The 19,755-nt window shown below is 59.9% G+C and carries 19 protein-coding genes and 1 pseudogene; 5 read left to right on the top strand and 15 right to left on the bottom strand.

The genetic code is table 11. From position 1 onward, the window contains the following. Window positions 1-70: 70 nt before the first annotated feature. The 3 genes from AB3226_RS21155 to AB3226_RS21145 form a co-directional block, all read right to left on the bottom strand. A complete protein-coding gene (locus AB3226_RS21155) occupies window positions 71-997 on the bottom strand; it encodes a hydroxymethylglutaryl-CoA lyase (RefSeq protein WP_367374476.1) in 927 nt (308 codons plus the stop codon). After that, window positions 994-2,187, bottom strand: coding sequence for a CaiB/BaiF CoA transferase family protein (locus AB3226_RS21150; protein WP_367374475.1), 1,194 nt, complete (start codon window positions 2,185-2,187; stop codon window positions 994-996). Before AB3226_RS21150 ends, AB3226_RS21155 begins: the two co-directional genes overlap by 4 nt. Window positions 2,188-2,422: 235 nt before the next feature. Next, a complete protein-coding gene (locus AB3226_RS21145) occupies window positions 2,423-3,331 on the bottom strand; it encodes a LysR family transcriptional regulator (protein ID WP_367374474.1) in 909 nt (302 codons plus the stop codon). Window positions 3,332-3,490: 159 nt separating this feature from the next. On the opposite strand from AB3226_RS21145, the pseudogene AB3226_RS21140 reads away from it, so the two are divergent. Together AB3226_RS21140 and AB3226_RS21135 are read left to right on the top strand one after the other, a co-directional pair. Continuing rightward, window positions 3,491-3,646 (top strand): annotated as a pseudogene (locus tag AB3226_RS21140) (2-amino-3-ketobutyrate CoA ligase); the annotation flags it as partial. Window positions 3,647-3,663: 17 nt separating this feature from the next. Next, window positions 3,664-4,830 (top strand): multidrug effflux MFS transporter, encoded by a 1,167-nt coding sequence (locus AB3226_RS21135; protein ID WP_367374473.1) that lies wholly within the window; start codon window positions 3,664-3,666, stop codon window positions 4,828-4,830. Here AB3226_RS21135 and yiaY read toward each other — a convergent pair. Beyond that, entirely contained in the window at window positions 4,827-5,975 is a 1,149-nt protein-coding gene (gene yiaY, locus AB3226_RS21130) for an L-threonine dehydrogenase (RefSeq protein WP_367374472.1), read from the bottom strand. The two genes, AB3226_RS21135 and yiaY, sit on opposite strands and share 4 nt — an antisense overlap. A gap of 156 nt (window positions 5,976-6,131) precedes the next feature. Between yiaY and AB3226_RS21125 the strand changes: the two genes are divergently transcribed. After that, complete coding sequence (locus AB3226_RS21125; RefSeq protein WP_367374471.1) at window positions 6,132-7,151, top strand: DUF4917 family protein; 1,020 nt, start codon at window positions 6,132-6,134, stop codon at window positions 7,149-7,151. A 222-nt stretch (window positions 7,152-7,373) separates the two neighbouring features. Here AB3226_RS21125 and AB3226_RS21120 read toward each other — a convergent pair whose 3' ends face one another. The 3 genes from AB3226_RS21120 to AB3226_RS21110 form a co-directional block, all read right to left on the bottom strand. Then, window positions 7,374-7,718, bottom strand: a complete 345-nt coding sequence (locus tag AB3226_RS21120) for a YegP family protein (RefSeq protein WP_367374470.1) — start codon at window positions 7,716-7,718, stop codon at window positions 7,374-7,376. Window positions 7,719-7,949: 231 nt separating this feature from the next. Continuing rightward, window positions 7,950-8,255, bottom strand: coding sequence for a ribbon-helix-helix domain-containing protein (locus AB3226_RS21115; RefSeq protein ID WP_367374469.1), 306 nt, complete (start codon window positions 8,253-8,255; stop codon window positions 7,950-7,952). A gap of 14 nt (window positions 8,256-8,269) precedes the next feature. Continuing rightward, window positions 8,270-8,851, bottom strand: coding sequence for a DJ-1/PfpI family protein (locus AB3226_RS21110; RefSeq protein ID WP_095051422.1), 582 nt, complete (start codon window positions 8,849-8,851; stop codon window positions 8,270-8,272). Between the two features lie 305 nt (window positions 8,852-9,156). Between AB3226_RS21110 and AB3226_RS21105 the strand changes: the two genes are divergently transcribed. Then, window positions 9,157-10,077, top strand: coding sequence for a DMT family transporter (locus tag AB3226_RS21105; protein ID WP_367374468.1), 921 nt, complete (start codon window positions 9,157-9,159; stop codon window positions 10,075-10,077). Window positions 10,078-10,136: 59 nt separating this feature from the next. Here the strand turns inward: AB3226_RS21105 and AB3226_RS21100 are convergent, their stop codons facing one another. The 4 genes from AB3226_RS21100 to AB3226_RS21085 all read right to left on the bottom strand — a co-directional run bounded on the left by AB3226_RS21100 (window position 10,137) and on the right by AB3226_RS21085 (window position 13,688). Continuing rightward, entirely contained in the window at window positions 10,137-11,351 is a 1,215-nt protein-coding gene (locus AB3226_RS21100; RefSeq protein ID WP_367374467.1) for an SAM-dependent methyltransferase, read from the bottom strand. A gap of 268 nt (window positions 11,352-11,619) precedes the next feature. Continuing rightward, a complete protein-coding gene (locus AB3226_RS21095; protein ID WP_367374466.1) occupies window positions 11,620-12,237 on the bottom strand; it encodes a TPM domain-containing protein in 618 nt (205 codons plus the stop codon). Between the two features lie 46 nt (window positions 12,238-12,283). Continuing rightward, complete coding sequence (locus AB3226_RS21090) at window positions 12,284-13,033, bottom strand: YgcG family protein (RefSeq protein ID WP_367374465.1); 750 nt, start codon at window positions 13,031-13,033, stop codon at window positions 12,284-12,286. A 43-nt stretch (window positions 13,034-13,076) separates the two neighbouring features. After that, complete coding sequence (locus tag AB3226_RS21085) at window positions 13,077-13,688, bottom strand: LemA family protein (protein ID WP_367374464.1); 612 nt, start codon at window positions 13,686-13,688, stop codon at window positions 13,077-13,079. A gap of 238 nt (window positions 13,689-13,926) precedes the next feature. Here AB3226_RS21085 and bglX point away from each other — a divergent pair, with 238 nt between their 5' ends. Further along, the gene (gene bglX / locus AB3226_RS21080; RefSeq protein ID WP_367374463.1) at window positions 13,927-16,218 is read left to right on the top strand and encodes a beta-glucosidase BglX; all 2,292 of its coding nucleotides are present in this window, start codon (window positions 13,927-13,929) and stop codon (window positions 16,216-16,218) included. Between the two features lie 131 nt (window positions 16,219-16,349). Here the strand turns inward: bglX and AB3226_RS21075 are convergent, their stop codons facing one another. From AB3226_RS21075 to AB3226_RS21060, 4 genes are all read right to left on the bottom strand, one after another. Then, window positions 16,350-17,507, bottom strand: coding sequence for a phosphatidylserine/phosphatidylglycerophosphate/cardiolipin synthase family protein (locus AB3226_RS21075; RefSeq protein ID WP_367374462.1), 1,158 nt, complete (start codon window positions 17,505-17,507; stop codon window positions 16,350-16,352). A 1-nt stretch (window position 17,508) separates the two neighbouring features. Then, complete coding sequence (locus tag AB3226_RS21070; RefSeq protein ID WP_367374461.1) at window positions 17,509-18,099, bottom strand: YceI family protein; 591 nt, start codon at window positions 18,097-18,099, stop codon at window positions 17,509-17,511. 232 nt (window positions 18,100-18,331) lie between these two features. Beyond that, window positions 18,332-18,661 (bottom strand): amidase, encoded by a 330-nt coding sequence (locus tag AB3226_RS21065; RefSeq protein ID WP_367374460.1) that lies wholly within the window; start codon window positions 18,659-18,661, stop codon window positions 18,332-18,334. Continuing rightward, complete coding sequence (locus tag AB3226_RS21060; protein ID WP_367374459.1) at window positions 18,658-19,752, bottom strand: serine hydrolase domain-containing protein; 1,095 nt, start codon at window positions 19,750-19,752, stop codon at window positions 18,658-18,660. The genes AB3226_RS21065 and AB3226_RS21060 overlap by 4 nt, the downstream gene beginning before the upstream one ends. Window positions 19,753-19,755 lie beyond the last annotated feature (3 nt).

The following is a 19,755-nucleotide window of genomic DNA, read 5'->3' as shown; positions in this document are numbered from 1 at the left end:
AGTCGACATCTCTCTTGGATGTGACTCAGTCATCGCGGGCAAGCCCGCTCCCACAGGATTCGTGATGGATTCAGGAAGGTGTCGGGTGCAGGTCGCAATTGCGTCCGGCCTTGGCAAGTTGCCCGGGCACTTCGTGGCCCAACAACTCCGGTAACCCTCGGGACAACTTCAGCAACAACGGCAGATCGATGCCGGTGTGAATACCGATTTCATCGCACAGGTTGACCAGGTCTTCAGTGCAGATATTGCCCGAAGCACCCGGCGCAAACGGGCAACCGCCAAGACCGCCGAGGGCCGCGTCGAAGCGTCGGGCACCGGCCTCGTAGGCGGCCAGTACGTTGCACAGACCGAGGCCGCGAGTGTTGTGAAAATGCAGGGTCAGATCCGCCGGCGAAACCCCCTGCAAGACTCTGCGCACCAGCCGATCGACCTGACGTGGATTAGCCATGCCGGTGGTGTCGGCCAAGGTAATGCCTTGGATCCCGAGTTCTTGATAGGCGTCGACGATCTGCAGCACTCGGTCCTCATCGATCCTGCCTTCGAACGGGCAACCGAAGGTCGTGGCGATGCTGCCGTTGAGCCGCACCTGCGTGCCGCGAACGAATTCGACGATTTCGCCAAACGCCGCCAATGACGCCTCGCAGCTCATCCGCATATTCGCCAGGTTGTGGGTCTGGCTGGCGGACATCACCAGGTTCAGCTCATCAGCCCCCGAGTCCAACGCTCGTTGTGCGCCTTTGAGGTTGGGGATCAATGCGACATAGATCACGCCCGGCCGTCGTGCGATGCCCTTGAACACTTGCTCGCCATCACGCAGCGCTGGAATGGCCTTGGGCGAAACGAACGAGCCTGCTTCGATACGGCTGAACCCCGCCAGCGACAACTGATCGATCAGCGCAATCTTGTCGACGGTTTCGACCCAGGTCGGCTCGATCTGCAAGCCGTCACGAGGGGAGACTTCCTGAACGATCAGCGTCTCGGAATAATCGGTAATCATTGCACCACCCCCTCAGCTTTCAGCCGTTCGATGTCCTGGTCAGTCAGGCCCAGCCCCGCGAGGATGCCGTCGGTGTGCTGACCCAGACTCGGTCCCGACCAGTTCACGCCGCCGGGGGTCTCGGACATTTTCGGCACGATGCCCGGCATCTTCACCGTGGCGCCGCCGGGCAGTTTGGCGCTGAGCAACATGCCCCGTGCCTGGTAATGCGGATCGGCAACAATGTCGGCTACCGAGTAGATGCGTCCGGCCGGGACTTCCGCAGCTTCCAGTGCAAACAACACCTCATCGATGGGCAGGCTGCTGGTCCAGTGAGTGATGGCGGCGTCGAGCACATTACTTTTGGCGGCTCGGCCATCGTTATGCGCAAACTCCGGCGCTTCGGCCAGATCGACCCGACCGATCACCGCCATCAGGCGCTTATAGATCGGGTCACTGTTGCCGGCGATCACCACATAGGCACCGTCAGCCGTCAGGTAAGTATTGGACGGCGCGATGCCCGGCAATGCCCCGCCGCTGCGCTCACGAACATGGCCCAGCATGTCGTATTCCGGCACCAGACTTTCCATCACGTTGAACACGCTTTCGGCCAAAGACACATCCACCACTTGCCCGCCACCCTGCCCGGTCTTGACTCGCAGCAGCGACATCAAGGCGCCGATCACCGCATGCAGCGAAGCCAGCGAATCGCCGAGGCTGACACCAACCCGAGCCGGCGGTGAACCGGGGGTGCCGGTGGTGTAGCGAATCCCGCCCATGGCCTCGCCGATTGCACCGAAACCCGGACGATCACGGTACGGGCCGGTCTGGCCATAACCGGAAATACGCACCAGCGTCAGATTGGGATTGAGGGCATGCAACACGTCCCAGCCCAAGCCAAGTTTTTCCAGGGTACCGGGGCGCAGGTTTTCGATCAGCACATCGGCGTCGGTCGCCAGTAGCTTGACCAGTTCGATGCCTTCGGGGGATTTCAGATTCAGCGCCAGGGACTTCTTGTTTCGCGATTGCAGGTACCACCACAGCGAAGTGCCTTCGTGCAGCTTGCGCCATTTGCGCAGGGGATCGCCCTGGCCCATGGCTTCAATCTTGATTACTTCGGCGCCGAACTCGGCGAGTATGCGCGCCGCGAACGGCGCGGCGATCAGGGTGCCGATCTCGATCACTTTGATTGCACTCAAGGGGGCAGTCATCGCGTGGGTACCTCTTGTTCTTGGAATATGAGCCAAGGCTAGAGGACCGAGGGGCAAGGAATCCAATCTTCAGTTGGCAACGACCATTCGCGAAACGCGAATGCATGGCGAGTTCACCACGACCTAAGGTCAGCCATCGCGGGCAAGCCCGCTCCCACAGGGATTTGTGAACGCCGCAGATCAATGTGGGAGCGGGCTTGCCCGCGATGAGGCCCGCACATCCAATCGAGAATGTTCAGACCACCCCGCGCAACTGCTCAAACAACATCCGGCTCACCGGCGACAGTCTCGCTTCATCACGCACCACCAGAATCAATGCACGATCCGACCAGTCATCCGTCAGCGGCACCGCGTGCAAACCCAACGCCCGGCCAAACAGTTCGTAAGCCTTTTGCGGCAGGATGCCGATGCCCATGTTGGCCTGGACCATCCGGCACATGGCGTCGAACCCCGGCACATGAATCCGCAGCCTCAGCACCTTCCCAGCCTTGCGCGCGGCCGCATGGGTGCGCATGTTGATGGAACTGGCGGCATGCAAGCCGACATAATCGCTGCCCAGCGTGTCGGCAAACGCCAGGGTCGAACGACTCGCCAGCGGATGATCGGCCGGCATCAGCACCATCAGTTTGTCCCGGCGATAAAGAACACTGTGCAGACCTTTGACGTCACTGTCGCTGGAGCAAATCCCGAGGTCCGCCACGCCATCGAGCACGCCCTGAATCACCCCACTGCTGGGGCGTTCTTCGAGGTCGGTCTTGACCTGCGGATGGCGCTCGGAAAAGTCTCTCAAGTCTTCAGGCAGGAACTGAATGATCGCCGACAGGTTGGCAAGCATCCGCACATAACCCCGTACACCATGGCTATGCTCGCCCAGTTCGAGGCCCATTTTCTCGACGTTGAACAGCATCTGCCGGGCGTGGTGCAGCAGGGTTTCTCCGGCCGGCGTCAGGGTCATGCCCTTGGCCTGGCGCACGAACAGGCTGATACCAAACGCCTCCTCCAACTCCATCAAGCGCTTGCTGGCCGCCGACACCGCGATCGCTTCGCGAGCGGCGGCACGGGTCAAGGTGCCCTCTTCATGGACGGCCACGAACAGTTGGAGAGTGATCAGGTCGAGGCGGCGGATCAGGCTTTTTTGCAGCATGGGAGGGCTCGATGATTTCGGTTCGACTGAGTCGGCAGGATAGCCCGGTTTCGTTTCGTCCCCGCCATCCAATTGCCCGACAACACTTCAGGGCAGTTCACCGCACTCTGGAATTGCGTCGCGTTGAAGGAAAAGCTTTACGTTAATATCCGCCAGGTTTTTTTCACTTCGGCAGTGTTTTCCCCGATGGTCGCACAAGGCAAGGCAGCCATCAGAATCATGTTACGCGCCGACATGGAGACGACGCTGATACGCCATTTCTGCGAACTCATCAGCGAGCTTTTACGCACTCACGGCCGGGACATCGGCAGCTGAAACTCAGGGAAGATCAAATGAAGAGCAGCACCACCCTCCTCATCACCTGCTGCACGGTTTTTCTCGCTCAATTGGGTATGAGCATTTATCTGTCGGCGCTGCCGGAAATTGCCCGGGATTTAACCGCCGATGCTTCGCAGGTTTCATGGGGGCTGGCGGTGTATCTGATCGGCATGGCGTTGCCGATGCTGTTCTGGGGCAGCCTCGGTCAGCGCATTGGCCGCAAACCGGTGCTGCTCGCGGCACTCGGTATCTATGGGGTGGGTAACCTGGCCCTGCCCCTGGGCCAGACGCTTGAATCGTTCCTGATTTTTCGACTGATTCAGGGTGTAGGCGCCAGCGGAATTTCGGTCATGGCCCGGGTGCTGATCCGCGACAGTTTTCGCGGCGACCTGCTGGCCAAGGCATTGTCCTGGATATCGATTTCCTTTGTGGTGGCGCTGGGTATCGGCCAATACCTGGGGTCGATTATCCAAGTGGCGCTGGGTTGGCCGATGATCTTCTACTTGTTGGGTGGCGTGAGCCTGTTGATGGCGGTGGTGGTGGCGCGGGTCACGTTCCCGGTGCTGGCAGCAGAAAACACACTGTCATCCGCCTGGACGAGTTACTGGCACATTCTGGGTCATCGGGCCTTCCTGTTGCCGGCCCTTGTCGGCGGCTTGGGGTACGGGGTGATCGTCGCATTCAACACCGCGGCGCCGTTGATTCTGCAAGGCCCCTTCAACTGGTCGTCAGTGGAATACGGATTGTTGGGTTGGCCAATCAGCGCGGCCTATTTTCTCGGGGCTGTGGCGGTCAATCGCTTTGTGTTGCGCATCGGTCAGCGCCAGCTGATCACAGCAGGCGTTGGGCTGGTACTGGCCGGCAGCGCAGTCATGTTGCTGGGTAGCATCGCCGGTACGTCGATAGCGCTGCTGTTCTGGTTGCCCTATTGTTTTGCGGTGTTTGGCCAATCGCTGAATTACCCGATCAGCCTGTCCCTGGCCAACGAAGGTTCGCCAGTCGGCGGCGCTTATGCGATGGCATTGAGCGGTTTCATTCACCAACTGATGGCCGCCATTATCGGCGGTATCGCCAGCCTGATAGCGAGCCAGCAGGCATGGCCATTGTCGCTGTTATGCACCTTGCTGGCCGTGGGCGCGCTGCTTTGCGTAATGTTCGCGCCCGGCCGTCGAACCACTTAAAACGCGCTGCGGAAAATCTCCTCGATCTGCCGCTGATCTGCCTTCCGTGGATTGGTCAGTCCACAGGCGTCTTTCATGGCATTGCTGGCAAGCACCGGGATGTCGTTGAGCTTGGCACCGAGCTCGCGCAAACCGCCGGGAATCTCCACATCCCTGGCCAGGTTGCGAATGGCCGCGATCGCTGCCTGAGCGCCCTCCTCCGGGCTGAACCCGCGAACGTCGGCGCCCATCGCGCGGGCAACATCGGTCAGGCGGTCGGCGCACACCAGCGCGTTGAAACTTTGCACATGAGGCAGCAGCACCGCGTTGCACACACCATGGGGCAAGTCGTAGAACCCACCTAACTGGTGAGCCATCGCGTGAACGTAGCCAAGGGACGCGTTGTTGAACGCCATACCCGCCATGAATTGCGCGTAAGCCATGTTTTCCCGCGCGACCATGTCACTGCCGTCGCGTACGGCCAGGCGCAGGTTATTGCTGATTAACGTGATGGCTTTCAGTGCACAGGCATCGGTAATCGGATTGGCCGCCGTGGAGACGTAGGCTTCGATGGCGTGGGTCAGAGCGTCCATGCCAGTGGCGGCAGTCAGGCCCTTGGGCATGGCGACCATCAGCGCCGGATCGTTGACTGACAGCAGTGGCGTGACGTTGCGATCGACGATGGCCATTTTCACGTGACGGGATTCGTCGGTGATGATGCAAAAACGGGTCATTTCGCTGGCAGTGCCGGCGGTGGTGTTGATCGCGATCAGCGGCAGTTGCGGTTTGGCCGACTGATCGACACCTTCATAGTCACGAATCGTCCCACCGTTTGTGGCGCACAAGGCGATGCCCTTGGCGCAGTCGTGAGGCGAACCGCCGCCCAGAGACACCACGAAATCACAGCGACTTTCCTTGAGCAGGCCCAGGCCAAGTTCGACATTGGCGATGCTCGGATTCGGCTTCGCGCCGTCGAAGATCACCGAGTCGATGTCCTGGATCGCCAGTTTCTCGGCAATCATCGTCGCCACGCCAGCCTTGGCCAATCCGGTGTCGGTGACGATCAGCGCCTTGCGAAAACCATACTTGCGAATGGCGTCCATGGCTTCGTCGAGGCAACCGGTGCCCATGATGTTCACAGCGGGGATGAAAAACGTACTGCTCATGCGCGAGTCTCCTGGCTGAAGCCGAATCAACAGCACCGATCCGGCGGGTGCGCACAGGATCGACCCATTAGTCGTGCGGTAACTTGATCTGGCTCAAGGCCGGGGCGTGATAAAGTCGCCGTCCATCAGACCTTTTGCTTTGAGACAACGAACGCAATGACCGATTTCCAGGATGTCGATGCCCAACTTGAAGACTGGAACGCCTTGCGCACCACCGCCTCTTTCGGCGGCCTGCTGGTGGGTAACGGTGCCAGTCGTGCGGTATGGGACGACTTCGGCTATGACTCGCTGTTCGAAAACGCCCGCACGGTCGAAGAGAAGCCTCTGAGCCAATCCGAACTGAGCGTGTTCGACGCGATGCAGACGCGCAGTTTCGAACAAGTGCTTGGGGCGCTGAAAACCACCAGCCGGGTCAACAAGGCGTTGGCCGTCAGCTCTGCCGCGCCGCGCAATCGCTATTACGCGATCAAGGAAGCGCTGATCAACACCGTGCATGCGGTGCACATCCCTTGGCGGTTGGTGGTGCCCTCGACGCTGGCGACGATCAATCAGGAGCTGGGCAGCTATCGAACGGTGTTCACCACCAATTATGACTTGCTCAACTATTGGGCGGTCCAGCACCGGCCTGACGCTATTACCGATCTGTTTCAGGGCACCGAACCGCGTTTTGATCTGAGTCTCACCGCAACAGATAAAACCCGGCTGCTGTATCTGCACGGCGGCCTGCATCTGGTGCGTAATCAGGACGGTACGGCGCGTAAATTGATGTCGACCGAGGGTACGTTGCTGGGCAGTTTCGCCATCAACAATACGATCAAGACCCTCGACGATGTACCGCTGTTCGTCAATGAAGGTCCGACCCAGGACAAGCTCAAGACCATTCGCAGCTCGGATTACCTGTCGTTTTGCTACGACCAGTTACTGGGCCATGGCGATGGGTTGTGCATCTTCGGTCACGCCCTTGGCGAGCAGGACAGTCACATCATTCATGCATTGCGCCAGGCAAAGCCGAAGACAGTGGCGATCTCGATTTACCCGCGCAGCAAGGCATTCATCCAGCATCAGAAGCGGCATTACGCGAAGGTGTTTGAGGGGACGGGGGTAGAGCTGCGTTTTTTTGATTCGAAGACGCATGCGCTCGGTAGCCCCAAGCTGACCGTACCGGTCGAAGTTTAGTAGCGCCGAGGCCGGCCCCTTCGCGGGCAAGTCGAATCGTCGCACCGCCGCTCCCACAGGGATTTGTAAACGCCGCCGAACCTATGTGGGAGTGGGCTTGCTCGCGAAGGGGACTTAACATTCAACGAAGATGCTGAATGTCAGACCGCTTTCGCGAGCAAGTCGAATCGTCGCACCGCCACTCCCACACTGGCTTTGTATTGGACTTATCAAGCGGTGTGTTTAGAGTACCGGCAAGGTTTTGTCCTTGATCACCGTGGTCGGGCCGTTGGCTTTAACGCTGGCGATGCCTTTATCCCTCGCGGCATCCGATGAGTAGGATTCGCTGCTGCCGATGACCTGATGGTTGGCAGCCTTGAGGTTGAAGTAAGGATGACCGTCCTTGGTGGTTTTTTTCTCGTAGCGTTCGTCCAGCGGGCTGTTGGCCTGAACCGAGGCGATACCGCTATCGGCCGCACCGCGAGAGGTATACAGCTCACTGGTCAGAATGGTTTCGGCATTGGCCGCTTTCAATACAAACCTGAATTGACCGTTGCTGGTTTTGCTCACTTCGTACCATCCAGACATGCTTTTTCTCCTTGGCGATTGAGAGGATCCGCGCTTCAGAGTAAAGACCAAGTCAGGATTTCTGTCGCCTGTACCGGCCCCTTCGCGGGCGAGCCTCGCTCCTACAGGTTTTGGGACGATCGCGAATTCGCGGTCAATGGATTGGGCCGGTCGCAAAACTGCGGTCAACCGAAATCCTGTAGGAGCGAGGCTTGCCCGCGAAGAGGCCGGTAAGGTCTAAACAAAACCGTTCTACTTCACCATCGCCCGCACCACCGACAACTCCGGCGCCTGCACCCGACGCTGACTCAGGTAGCGCATGCAGCTGACCCGCAAGAACGAGGCGAAATTCACCACTTCGCCGCGGTAGTCCATCACCTCTTCATACAGCTTGGCGATCAACTGATTGGTGGTCATGCCGTCGACCTCGGCGATTTCGCTGAGGATGTCCCAGAACTGATTCTCCAGCCGCAGGGTGGTCACCACCCCGCAGATGCGCAGCGAGCGGGAACGCGACTCGTAGAGAATCGGATCGGCCTTGACGTAGAGCTCGCACATGGAAACGTCCCTCGTTACAGCGTGATTTTGGTGCCAAGCAACCCGAGGAAACCGGCCAGCCAGCTCGGGTGTGCCGGCCAGGCCGGTGCAGTGGCCAGATTGCCTTGAACGTGACCTTCCGTCACCGGGATATCGATGAACGTACCGCCAGCCAGGCGCACTTCCGGAGCACATGCTGGATAGGCGCTGCACTCGCGACCTTCAAGAATGCCTGCCGCCGCCAACAGTTGCGCACCGTGACACACGGCGGCGATCGGTTTGCCGGCCTTGTCGAACGCTCGCACCAGGTCCAGGACTTTTTCGTTCAGGCGCAGGTACTCCGGCGCACGACCGCCCGGCACCAGCAGCGCGTCGTAGTCCGCGGCGTCTACCTTGGCGAAATCGAAGTTCAGGGCAAACAGGTGACCGGGTTTTTCGCTGTAGGTCTGGTCGCCTTCGAAGTCATGGATCGCTGTGCGCACGGTCTGGCCGGCGGTTTTGTCCGGGCAAACGGCGTGTACCGTATGGCCGACCATCAGCAGCGCCTGGAACGGCACCATCACTTCGTAGTCTTCGACGTAATCGCCGACCAGCATCAGAATTTTTTTAGCCGCCATGGGGAGGACTCCTCTGGAAAATGCGTGGGCATGCAGGAGTATTCAAGGTAGTCCTTATCCGGCGGGGTGGGTAATAACCAGTTACTACCTGATGGACCGCGTTATCGTTCATCGCGGGCAAGCCACGCTCCCACAGGTCCTGTATCGATCTTGCGGTCAGTGCAAAACCTGTGGGAGCGTGGCTTGCCCGCGATGGCGTCCTCAAACTGTACGGATAACTCTGCGCCTATCTGTAACAGAGCAACGCCTGCGGTTTATGGCTAGATAAAGAAACTTCCCGCCATCCTGAATTCTGGTCACCCATCATGTCCTCGCGCGAAAACACTGGCATGGCCCTCGGCCTGCTCGGCGTCGTTATCTTCAGCCTGACCCTGCCCTTCACACGGATCGTCGTGCAGGAACTTCATCCGCTGCTCAACGGCCTTGGCCGGGCGCTGTTCGCGGCGATTCCGGCAGCGCTTTTATTGCTGTGGCACCGTGAAAAATGGCCTACGTGGAAACAGGTCAAGGGCCTGACGCTGGTGATCGCCGGGGTCATCCTCGGCTTCCCGGTGCTGTCGGCCTGGGCCATGCAGACGCTACCCGCCTCCCATGGCGCACTGGTCAACGGCTTGCAACCGCTGTGTGTGGCGCTGTATGCCGCATGGCTGTCCCATGAGCGTCCGTCAAAAGCCTTCTGGGCCTGCGCCGCGTTGGGCAGTGCGTTGGTGCTCGGTTATGCGCTGATCAGCGGCGCGGGCAGTATTCAGGCCGGTGATTTGCTGATGCTCGGCGCGATTGCCGTGGGTGGGTTGGGTTATGCCGAAGGTGGCCGGTTGGCCAAGGAGATGGGCGGCTGGCAGGTGATCTGCTGGGCGCTGGTGTTGTCGACGCCGCTGCTGATCGGGCCGGTGGTGTATCTGGCGCTGCAACATCAGGGCGAGATTTCAGCCAAAACCTGGTGGGCGTTTAGTTACGTCTCGCTGTTTTCGCAGTTCATCGGGTTCTTTGCCTGGTACGCCGGGTTGGCCATGGGCGGCATTGCCCGGGTCAGTCAGATCCAGCTGCTGCAGATCTTCTTCACCATCGCGTTTTCGGCGTTGTTCTTCGGTGAACATGTCGAGCCGATTACCTGGCTGTTTGCGGCCGGGGTGATCGTGACGGTGATGTTGGGGCGCAAGACCGCAATCAAACCAAATGTGGGAGCGGCGGTGCGGCGATCCGACTTGCTCGCGAAGGGGGCTTAATATTCAACGAAGATGTTGAATGTCAAACCGCTTTCGCGAGCAAGCCCGCTCCCACAGGTTTAGAGAAGGCCGTCAGCCCGTAGCAGGGTTTCCAGGCAATGTTCGCTGATGTGGTAGAAGTCCTTCAGTTCCTGAATCTTCACCAACAGCTGAGCCGGGTCCACCGGCTCGGCGCGTTTGACCGCCAGGATCATCTTGTTCTTGTTGGTGTGGTCCAGTGAGATGAACTCAAAGACCTTGGTCTCGTAACCACAGGCTTCCAGGAACAGTGCACGCAAACTGTCGGTAACCATTTCCGCCTGCTGGCCCAAGTGCAGGCCGTATTGCAACATCGGCTTGAGCAGCGCCGGGCTCTGGATCTGCAGGCGGATCTGTTTGTGGCAGCACGGCGAGCACATGATGATCGAAGCGCCGGAACGAATGCCGGTGTGAATTGCATAGTCGGTGGCGATGTCGCAGGCATGCAGGGCGATCATCACGTCCAGCTCGCTCGGCGCGACGCTGCGCACGTCACCGCATTTGAACACCAGCCCCGGATGCTCCAGCTTCGCAGCGGCGGTGTTGCACAGGTTGACCATGTCTTCGCGCAGCTCGACGCCAGTCACTTCGCCTTCGGCCTTCAAGGTGTTGCGCAAGTAGTCGTGGATCGCGAACGTCAGGTAGCCCTTGCCCGAACCGAAATCCGCCACCCGCACCGGTTTGTCCAGCGCCAGCGGCGACGAGGTCAGCGCATGGCTGAAGACTTCGATGAACTTGTTGATCTGCTTCCACTTGCGTGACATCGCCGGGATCAGCTCATGCTGCGCGTTGGTCACGCCAAGGTCTTTGAGAAACGGCCGGCTCAGGTCAAGGAAACGGTTCTTCTCGCGGTTGTGCTCGGCGGACGGCACTTCACGCAATTGCTGAGGTTTGCTCTTGAACAGCGAAGATTTGCCCTTTTTGCTGTATTCGAGCTGGGCTTCGTCGGTCAATGACAGTAAATGCGCGTTTTTGAACGAGGCCGGCAACAGTGCGGCGATGGTCGCCACACCGTCGGCAAGCGGCAGGTTTTTGGTGATGTCGCGGGTCTTGTAGCGGTAGACGAAGGACAGGCATGGCTGATCCTTGACCGTCAGTTGCTTGATGATCAGCCGCTGCAAATCCGCCTCTATACCGACGTACTTGGCCAGCACCAGTTTGATGAAGGCGTTCTGGTCGAGGCTGGTTTGCAGCAGGTCGATGAACTGGGCGTGGTGATCCGGCGCGAGGCTGGCGGGAGTGGCGGTGACAGACATGGAAAAAACGGCCTCGGGCGGTGCGAATCGGGAATGGTGGGTATTTTAGGGGGGATGGAGTTCAGGAACACTGTTATTTGCCAAACGGCAAATATTCTGTGGCGAGGGAGCTTGCTCCCGCTCGGCTGCGCAGCAGTCGCAAAGCAGACAACGTGGTTTATCTGACAGGGTGCGTTTACCGATTTTGGGGCTGCTTCGCAGCCCAGCGGGAGCAAGCTCCCTCGCCACAAAAGCATGTAGGAGCTGCCGAAGGCTGCGATCTTTTGATTTAGCTCAACACCACCAACCGATTCGGCAATTCATTGCGCACATGGGTCACCGGCACATGCACCTTGAGCAACTCGCCGCACGCCTCGATGCACGTCACAAACCCCTGCAATGTCTGCCCCTGTTTCACCTGCTGCGTAAACGCCGCCACAATCGCGTCCCAGTTTTTGTTGTCCAGCCGTTTGGAAATCCCTTCATCCACCAGAATCTCCACATAGCGCTCGGCCTCGGAGACGAAAATCAGCATGCCGGTGCTGCCCACCGTGTGGTGCAGGTTTTGCTCCAGGAACTGCCGGCGCGCCAGGTTCGACGCGCGCCAATGACGCACCGAGCGCGGGATCAGGCGCGTGGTGACTTTCGGAATCCGGAACGCCAGGCACAACACGATGAAACTGAGCCATTGCACCAGCAACAGGCTGTGCAGGGTCAGCCAGCCCGTCAGGTAATGCACGATACCCGGCACCACCAGCGCCAGCAGACTGGCCCAGAGCAGCGGGATATACGCGTAATCGTCGGCGCGGGCCGCCAGCACCGTCACCAGTTCGGCGTCGGTGTCGCGCTCGACCCGGGCAATTGCCTCGGCGACTTTGCGTTGTTCGTGTTCAGTCAGTAATGCCATGTTTATGAATGCCTGCTCGCTATTGTTGTTTTTACCTGCAGTGTTATCACCAGCCGCCCGATGAACCGCCGCCCCCGAAACTGCCCCCGCCGCCGCTGAAGCCCCCGCCGCCACCGCCGCCAAAACCTCCGCCGCCGAAACCGCCTCCCGAGCCGCCACGGCCTCCTCCGCTTGGCAGAATACCGAACATCTGGCCGATGAAGATCGTCAGGATAAACAGCAACACCAGAAACACGAACAACCCCGGGTGCCGCCCAACGAAATCGCTCTCCTGATCACCACGCGGTTCATACACCGTCGACGGTTCATCCAGCGGATTGCCGCCCAGCACCACCAGCATCGCCGCGACGCCATCGCTGATGCCTTTACTGAAGTTGCCGGCCTTGAATGCGGGCGTGATCACCTGATTGATGATCACCGAACTTTGCGCATCGGTCAGGCGACCTTCCAGGCCATAACCGACTTCGATCCGCAGCTTGCGCTCGGCACGCGCGACGATCAGCAACGCACCGTTGTTCTTGTCCTTCTGGCCGATGCCCCAGTAGCGTCCCAGCTGATAACCGAAATCCGCGATGTCGGTGCCCTGCAAGTCCGGCAACGTCACCACCACCAATTGCTCGCCGGTGGTTTTTTCATGGGCGTTAAGCTGCTGAACAAGCTGCTCGCGCACCGCAGGCTCGATCATCTGGGCGTTGTCCACCACCCGCCCGGTCAATTCCGGGAACTTCAACTCGGCCTGGGCCGTCAGGGCAAACACCCAGAACATCAGCACCAGGCCCACTTTCAACACGCGCATTGGCAACCTCATCCTTGGTGACGCTTCAAGCCCGTTCCGGCGCTTACTGGAACTTCACTTCAGGCGCTTTTTCGGCGCCGGGGCTGGTGGCCTCGAAGGTTTCGCGGATTGGCAGATCGCTGTACATCACGGTGTGCCACAGGCGACCGGGAAAGGTGCGAAGCTCGGTATTGTATTTCTGCACCGCCAGGATGAAGTCGCGACGCGCCACGGCGATGCGGTTCTCGGTGCCTTCAAGTTGCGATTGCAGCGCCAGGAAGTTCTGGTTGGCCTTGAGGTCCGGGTAGCGCTCGGACACCACCATCAACCGACTCAACGCGCCGGTCAGCTGATTCTGCGCCTGCTCGTATTGTTTGAGTTTTTCCGGATTGTCCAGCGTGCTGGCATCCACCTGAATCGACGTCGCCTTGGCGCGGGCTTCGATCACCGCAGTCAGGGTTTCTTGCTCATGCCGGGCATAACCCTTGACGGTTTCCACTAGATTGGGAATCAGGTCGGCGCGACGCTGGTACTGGTTCTGCACCTGGCCCCAGGCGCCCTTGGCTTGTTCGTCCAGGGTCGGGATATTGTTGATGCCGCAGCCGGCCAGCAGTGCTGTCAGCCACATCAAGGCTGCAACCTGCAGGCTCGACCGATAGTGATGTCGTACATTCATCGGGTTGATGCTCCCTTGCTTATTCCGTTGATGAAACAACCTGCGAACCCTGAACCCGGCTCTTGGGGCATAATCTGCGCCGCTACTGGATTGCATCGAGCCAATGGGCTAAAAGATGGCCCTGCGCAGACACACTGCGCAAGTGTCTCTGCATTTACCTGAACAACAATAGTCGCTCCCAAAATTTTGGCTGACCGGCGTGTATTCACTGCCGTTTTGGCTTATGAGAAAACCATTCATGAAGAAGCTGTGTTTGCTGGGCCTGTTCGTCAGCCTGGCCAGTCATACCGTATTGGCCGCCACGACGCCCGCACCTATAGAGAACAAGGACGCCTTCATCAGCCACCTGATGAAGCAAATGACCCTCGATGAAAAGATCGGCCAGTTACGCCTGATCAGCATCGGCCCGGAAATGCCGCGGGAGATGATCCGCAAGGAGATCGCTGCCGGCAATATCGGCGGCACCTTCAACTCGATCACTCGCGCCGAAAACCGTCCGATGCAGGACGCGGCCATGCGCAGCCGGTTGAAGATCCCGATGTTCTTCGCCTATGACGTGATCCACGGCCACCGCACCATTTTCCCGATTCCGCTGGCCCTGGCCTCGAGCTGGGACATGGACGCCATCGGTCGCTCCGGGCGCATTGCCGCCCAGGAAGCGGCGGCTGACAGCCTCGACATCACCTTCGCGCCAATGGTCGATATCTCCCGCGATCCACGCTGGGGCCGCACGTCCGAAGGCTTCGGCGAAGACACCTACCTGGTTTCGCGGATCGCCGGTGTAATGGTCAAGGCCTTCCAGGGCACCGGCGCGAACGCGGCCGACAGCATCATGGCCAGCGTCAAGCATTTTGCCTTGTACGGCGCGGTCGAGGGCGGTCGCGACTACAACGTCGTCGACATGAGCCCGGTCAAGATGTACCAGGATTACCTGCCACCGTACCGCGCCGCCATTGACGCCGGTGCCGGCGGGGTGATGGTTGCGTTGAACTCGATCAACGGCGTGCCGGCCACCGCCAACACCTGGCTGATGAACGACCTGCTGCGCAAGGAATGGGGCTTCAAAGGCCTGGCGGTCAGTGATCACGGGGCGATTTTCGAGCTGATCAAGCACGGTGTCGCCGCTGACGGTCGCGAAGCCGCGAAGCTGGCAATCAAGGCCGGCATCGACATGAGCATGAACGACACCCTCTATGGCAAGGAATTGCCAGGGCTGTTGAAGGCCGGTGAGATCGAACAGAAAGACATCGACAACGCCGTGCGCGAAGTGCTCGCCGCCAAGTACGACATGGGCCTGTTCAAGGACCCGTACCTGCGCATCGGCAAGGCCGAGGATGACCCGGCCGACACCTACGCCGAAAGCCGCCTGCACCGCGCCGAGGCCCGTGATGTAGCACGCCGCAGCCTGGTGTTGCTGAAGAACCAGGGCGACACCCTGCCGCTGAAGAAAACCGCGAAAATCGCTTTGGTCGGTCCACTGGCCAAGGCGCCGATCGACATGATGGGCAGTTGGGCCGCTGCTGGCCGTCCCGAGCAATCGGTGACCTTGTTCGACGGCATGACCAGTGCGCTTGGCGCGCAGTCGACGCTGATCTATGCCCGTGGCGCGAACATCACCAGCGACAAGAAAATCCTCGATTACCTGAACTTCCTCAACTTCGACGCGCCGGAAGTGGTGGATGATCCGCGCTCGGCCAATGTGTTGATCGATGAAGCGGTCAAGGCTGCCAAGCAAGCGGACGTGGTGGTGGCAGCGGTGGGCGAATCCCGTGGCATGTCCCACGAATCGTCGAGCCGCACCGACCTGAACATCCCGGCTGCCCAGCGCGAGCTGATCAAGGCGTTGAAAGCCACCGGCAAACCGCTGGTGCTGGTGTTGATGAATGGCCGTCCGCTGTCGATTCTCGAAGAGAACGAGCAGGCTGACGCGATTCTGGAAACCTGGTTCAGCGGCACCGAAGGCGGCAACGCTATCGCTGACGTGCTGTTCGGCGACTACAACCCGTCGGGCAAACTGCCGATCACCGTCCCGCGCTCGGTGGGTCAGATTCCGACCTACTACAACCACCTGAGCATTGGCCGGCCGTTCACTCCGGGCAAACCGGGCAACTACACCTCGCAGTATTTCGAAGACACCACCGGGCCGCTGTTCCCGTTCGGCTTCGGCCTGAGCTACACCCAGTTCAGCCTGACTGATATGGCGCTGTCGTCGACCACACTGAACAAGACCGGCAAGCTCGACGCCAGCGTCGTGGTGAAGAACACCGGCAAGCGTGACGGCGAAACCGTGGTGCAGCTGTACATCCAGGACGTGACCGGTTCGATGATCCGCCCGGTCAAGGAACTGAAGAACTTCCAGAAAGTATTGGTCAAGGCCGGCGAACAGAAAGTCGTGCACTTCACCATCACCGAGGATGACCTGAAGTTCTACAACGCCCAACTCAAGTACGCCGCGGAACCGGGCAAGTTCAACGTGCAGATCGGCCTGGACTCCCAGGACGTGACGCAGCAGAGCTTTGAGTTGCTGTAATCCCTCAACCACTGCATGTACCTGTGGGAGCGGGCTTGCCCGCGATGAGGCCATAACATTCAACATCTATGTCGAATGTGAGGCCGCCATCGCGGGCAAGCCCGCTCCCACAGTGTTTTGTAGTGTGACGACTATCCTCGCCGATCCAGCAAGTTCACCACCAGTCGATCCACCCATCCCCATACCCTCTGCTTGACCCGCCGCCACAACGGTCGGCGCTTCCATGCTTCGAGGCTGACTTCCTGGCTCAAGGCAAAATCATTCTCGAAACTCGCCGCCACCGCCCGGGTCAGTCCGGGGTCCAGCGCTTCGAGGTTGGCTTCCAGATTGAAACGCAAATTCCAGTGATCGAAGTTGCACGAACCAATGCTCACCCAGTCATCGACCAACACCATTTTCAGGTGCAAGAAACACGGCTGGTATTCGAAGATTTTCACCCCGGCCCTGAGCAGACGCGGGTAGTAGCGATGTCCGGCGTAGCGCACCGACGGGTGATCGGTGCGCGGCCCGGTCAGCAGCAGGCGCACATCCAGGCCACGAGCCGCCGCCCGGCGCAGTGAGCGACGGACTTTCCAGGTCGGCAGGAAATACGGCGTGGCCAGCCAGATTCGGCGTTGGCCACTGTTCAGCGCGCGAACCAGCGACTGCAAAATATCGCGGTGTTGGCGGGCGTCGGCATAGGCGACCCGGCCCATGCCCTCGCCCATGGCCGGCACTCGCGGCAAGCGCGGCAAACCGAAGTGCGCAGTGGGTTTCCAGGCACGCCGATGGCGGTTGGCGATCCATTGGCGGTCGAACAGCAACTGCCAGTCGAGTACCAGCGGGCCGTTGATTTCCACCATCACTTCGTGCCATTCGCTGGTGTCTTCGCCTGGCGTCCAGAACTCATCGGTGACCCCGGTGCCGCCGACTACCGCCAGGCATTGATCCACGAGCAACAGCTTGCGGTGATCGCGATAAAAGTTGCCCACCCAACGGCGCCAGCTCAGGCGATTGTAGAAACGCAACTCGACACCGGCGGCCATCAAGCGCTTACGCAAGGTCAGGGTAAAGGCCAGGCTGCCGTAGTCATCGAACAGGCAGCGCACCCGCACGCCGCGTTCGGCAGCCTGGACCAGCGCCTGAACCATGGCCTCGGCGCAGGCGCCCGCCTCCACCAGGTACAGTTCCAGTTCGACTTGTTCTTCGGCGCGGGCAATGGCCACCAGCATTCGCGGAAAAAACTGCGGGCCGTCGATCAGCAGTTCAAAGCGATTGCCTTCACGCCACGGGAAAATTGCGCCGCGCATCTCAGCGCGCCGTGAAAATCAGCACCGCACCCACCGGCACCGACAGACTGATGGCCGACAAACCGGCCACCTTGCGCAAGCTTTCCAGGCCCGGGGCCAGGTCGAAATCCTCAGCGCTGATCACCAAAGGCTCAAGGGTCACCACTTGAAAGCGCCGGTCATCCAATCGGGTCGCCAGCAGTTCGGCGTTGTATTGGTGTTGTTTGCCGTGCAGGTTGACGGTCAGCGGCAAACGCAGCTCCAGTTGCGCACCCGGCGCCAGGTCGTTGATCGGCCGCAGATCGATTTGCGTGGTGATCAGCGCTTCGGGAAACGTCTGGATCTCGAACAGCTCCTTGCGCATGCGTTCGTCGCGCAACGGAATGCCGCTGTTGACCGACTCCATTTCAACCTCCACCTGCGCCAGGCCCTTGGGATCGACCTTGCCGTGCAGCACCAGAAAGCGCTGCACTTCGGAGATGTTGGCGTTTTTAGTGCTGATGAACGACAGCCGCGAGGACTCGCCATCCAGATACCAATTGGCCTGGGCCGACACGGTGACACCGGCCAGCAGCAGGAAAGCGAGGGTTTTGCAGAAGGACCGCTTGAACATAGAAACTCGGGGGCAGATAAACCTGAGCGAACCTTAACCGCCCTGAGGCAGGTTGCAAACTTTCTGTTACTGCGACCCAACTTTGTGGCGAGGAAGCTTGCTCCCGCTGGAGTGCGAAGCGCTCCCAAAATCAGACGATGAGTTCTTCCAGTCAGACCTCGGCCGCTGGCATTACGACTGCTTCGCAGCCGAGCGGGAGCAAGCTCCCTCGCCACAAAAAAACTGACCACTGTCAGGGTTGCAGGCGACAGCCTTGGCGTTCACCAACCCAAACAGCGCTGTTGCTACGCCCCATACCACCAACCGTCACCCGCTTGTTCGCGGCGTCATCGACGAACCCGCTGGTGGGCAAATACTGCTTCACATAACTCTGGCAATACTCGGCCGAATTATTCATCACATAACGGCACGAGCAGTATTCCTTGGCGGTGTAGGCGCTGATGATGTCCGGGAAAGCCCATAGCGCCACCCGCTCCTGCCAGGTCCAGCCAAGCAAGGCGATCAGCAGCACCAGCAACAGCGTGCTGAACGGTCGACGGCGAATAAAACGGTGATGGCTCATGGCTGCACCTTCATGGCAAACGCCTTGAGCGCACGTTTGAGCAATTCGTTGTGCCGATAACTCCCATCGCGATCATCGCCATAGCGCACGATCACCAGCTTCTCGCTGGGAATCACGTACATCGCCTGGCCCCAATGGCCCAGCGCGGCGAAGGTGTCGGCAGGTGCATCGGGCCAAGGCTGTGTCGCGTCACCTACCGCGCGATTGAGCCACCAATGCCCGCCGGGCACTGCTTCATCCTGGTTGGCTTGATAGCGGGCGAAAGGCTCACGACTGAAGTCGACCCAATCCTTGGGCAGCAATTGCCGCTCACGCCAACGACCGTCACGCGCCATTAACAGGCCGACCCGCGCCAGATCCCGGGCGGTGAGGTAGGCATAGGACGATGCGACAAACGTCCCCGTGGCATCCGTTTCCCACACCGCACTGCGAATCCCCAAGGGTTCGAACAGCGCAGTCCATGGATAATCAGGATAACGGGCTGGGCCGACGATGGTTTTAAGCGCAGCGGACAGCAGGTTGCTGTCGCCGCCGGAGTAGCGGAATGCCTGACCGGGTTTGGCGTACTCGTCGTGGTCGGCAGTGAACGCGGCCATGTCGCGGTGACCACGGGTGTAAAGCATGGCCACCACCGAGGACTTCAATGGTGCGTATTCGTAGTCTTCCTGCCAGTCCAGACCCGAGGCCCAGTGCAGCAGATCGGCCATGGTCATGGCGGGGTGTTTTTCCAGCGGTGGATAGAACTTCACCGCCGGGTCCTGCAGTTTGAACAGCCCTTCGCCATAGGCGACGCCGAGTACCGTGGCCATCAGGCTTTTGCTGATCGACCAGGTCAGGTGCAGCGTTTGGGCAGTGGTCGGGCCGGCGTAGCGTTCGTAGACGAGTTGGCCGTCGCGGATCACCAGCAAGGCATCGGTGCGAATGCCTTGGTGAGTGGCATCGTCGCGGGGTGGGAAGGCGTAGTTTTCCAGGGCCTGAAGTGTCGGGCCGGTGACTTTCGGGCCGGGCGACCATTGCTCGGCCGGCCAGTTTTCAGCGTGGGCCGCGAGGCTGAGCAACAGCATGACAATCAGGGACAAGCCTTTGAACATGGG

The organism is Pseudomonas lini (assembly GCF_964063345.1).
GTDB lineage: Bacteria > Pseudomonadota > Gammaproteobacteria > Pseudomonadales > Pseudomonadaceae > Aquipseudomonas > Aquipseudomonas lini_B.
Note: the sequence above shows the minus strand (reverse complement) of the source record. Positions and strands in the feature narration are given on the sequence as shown.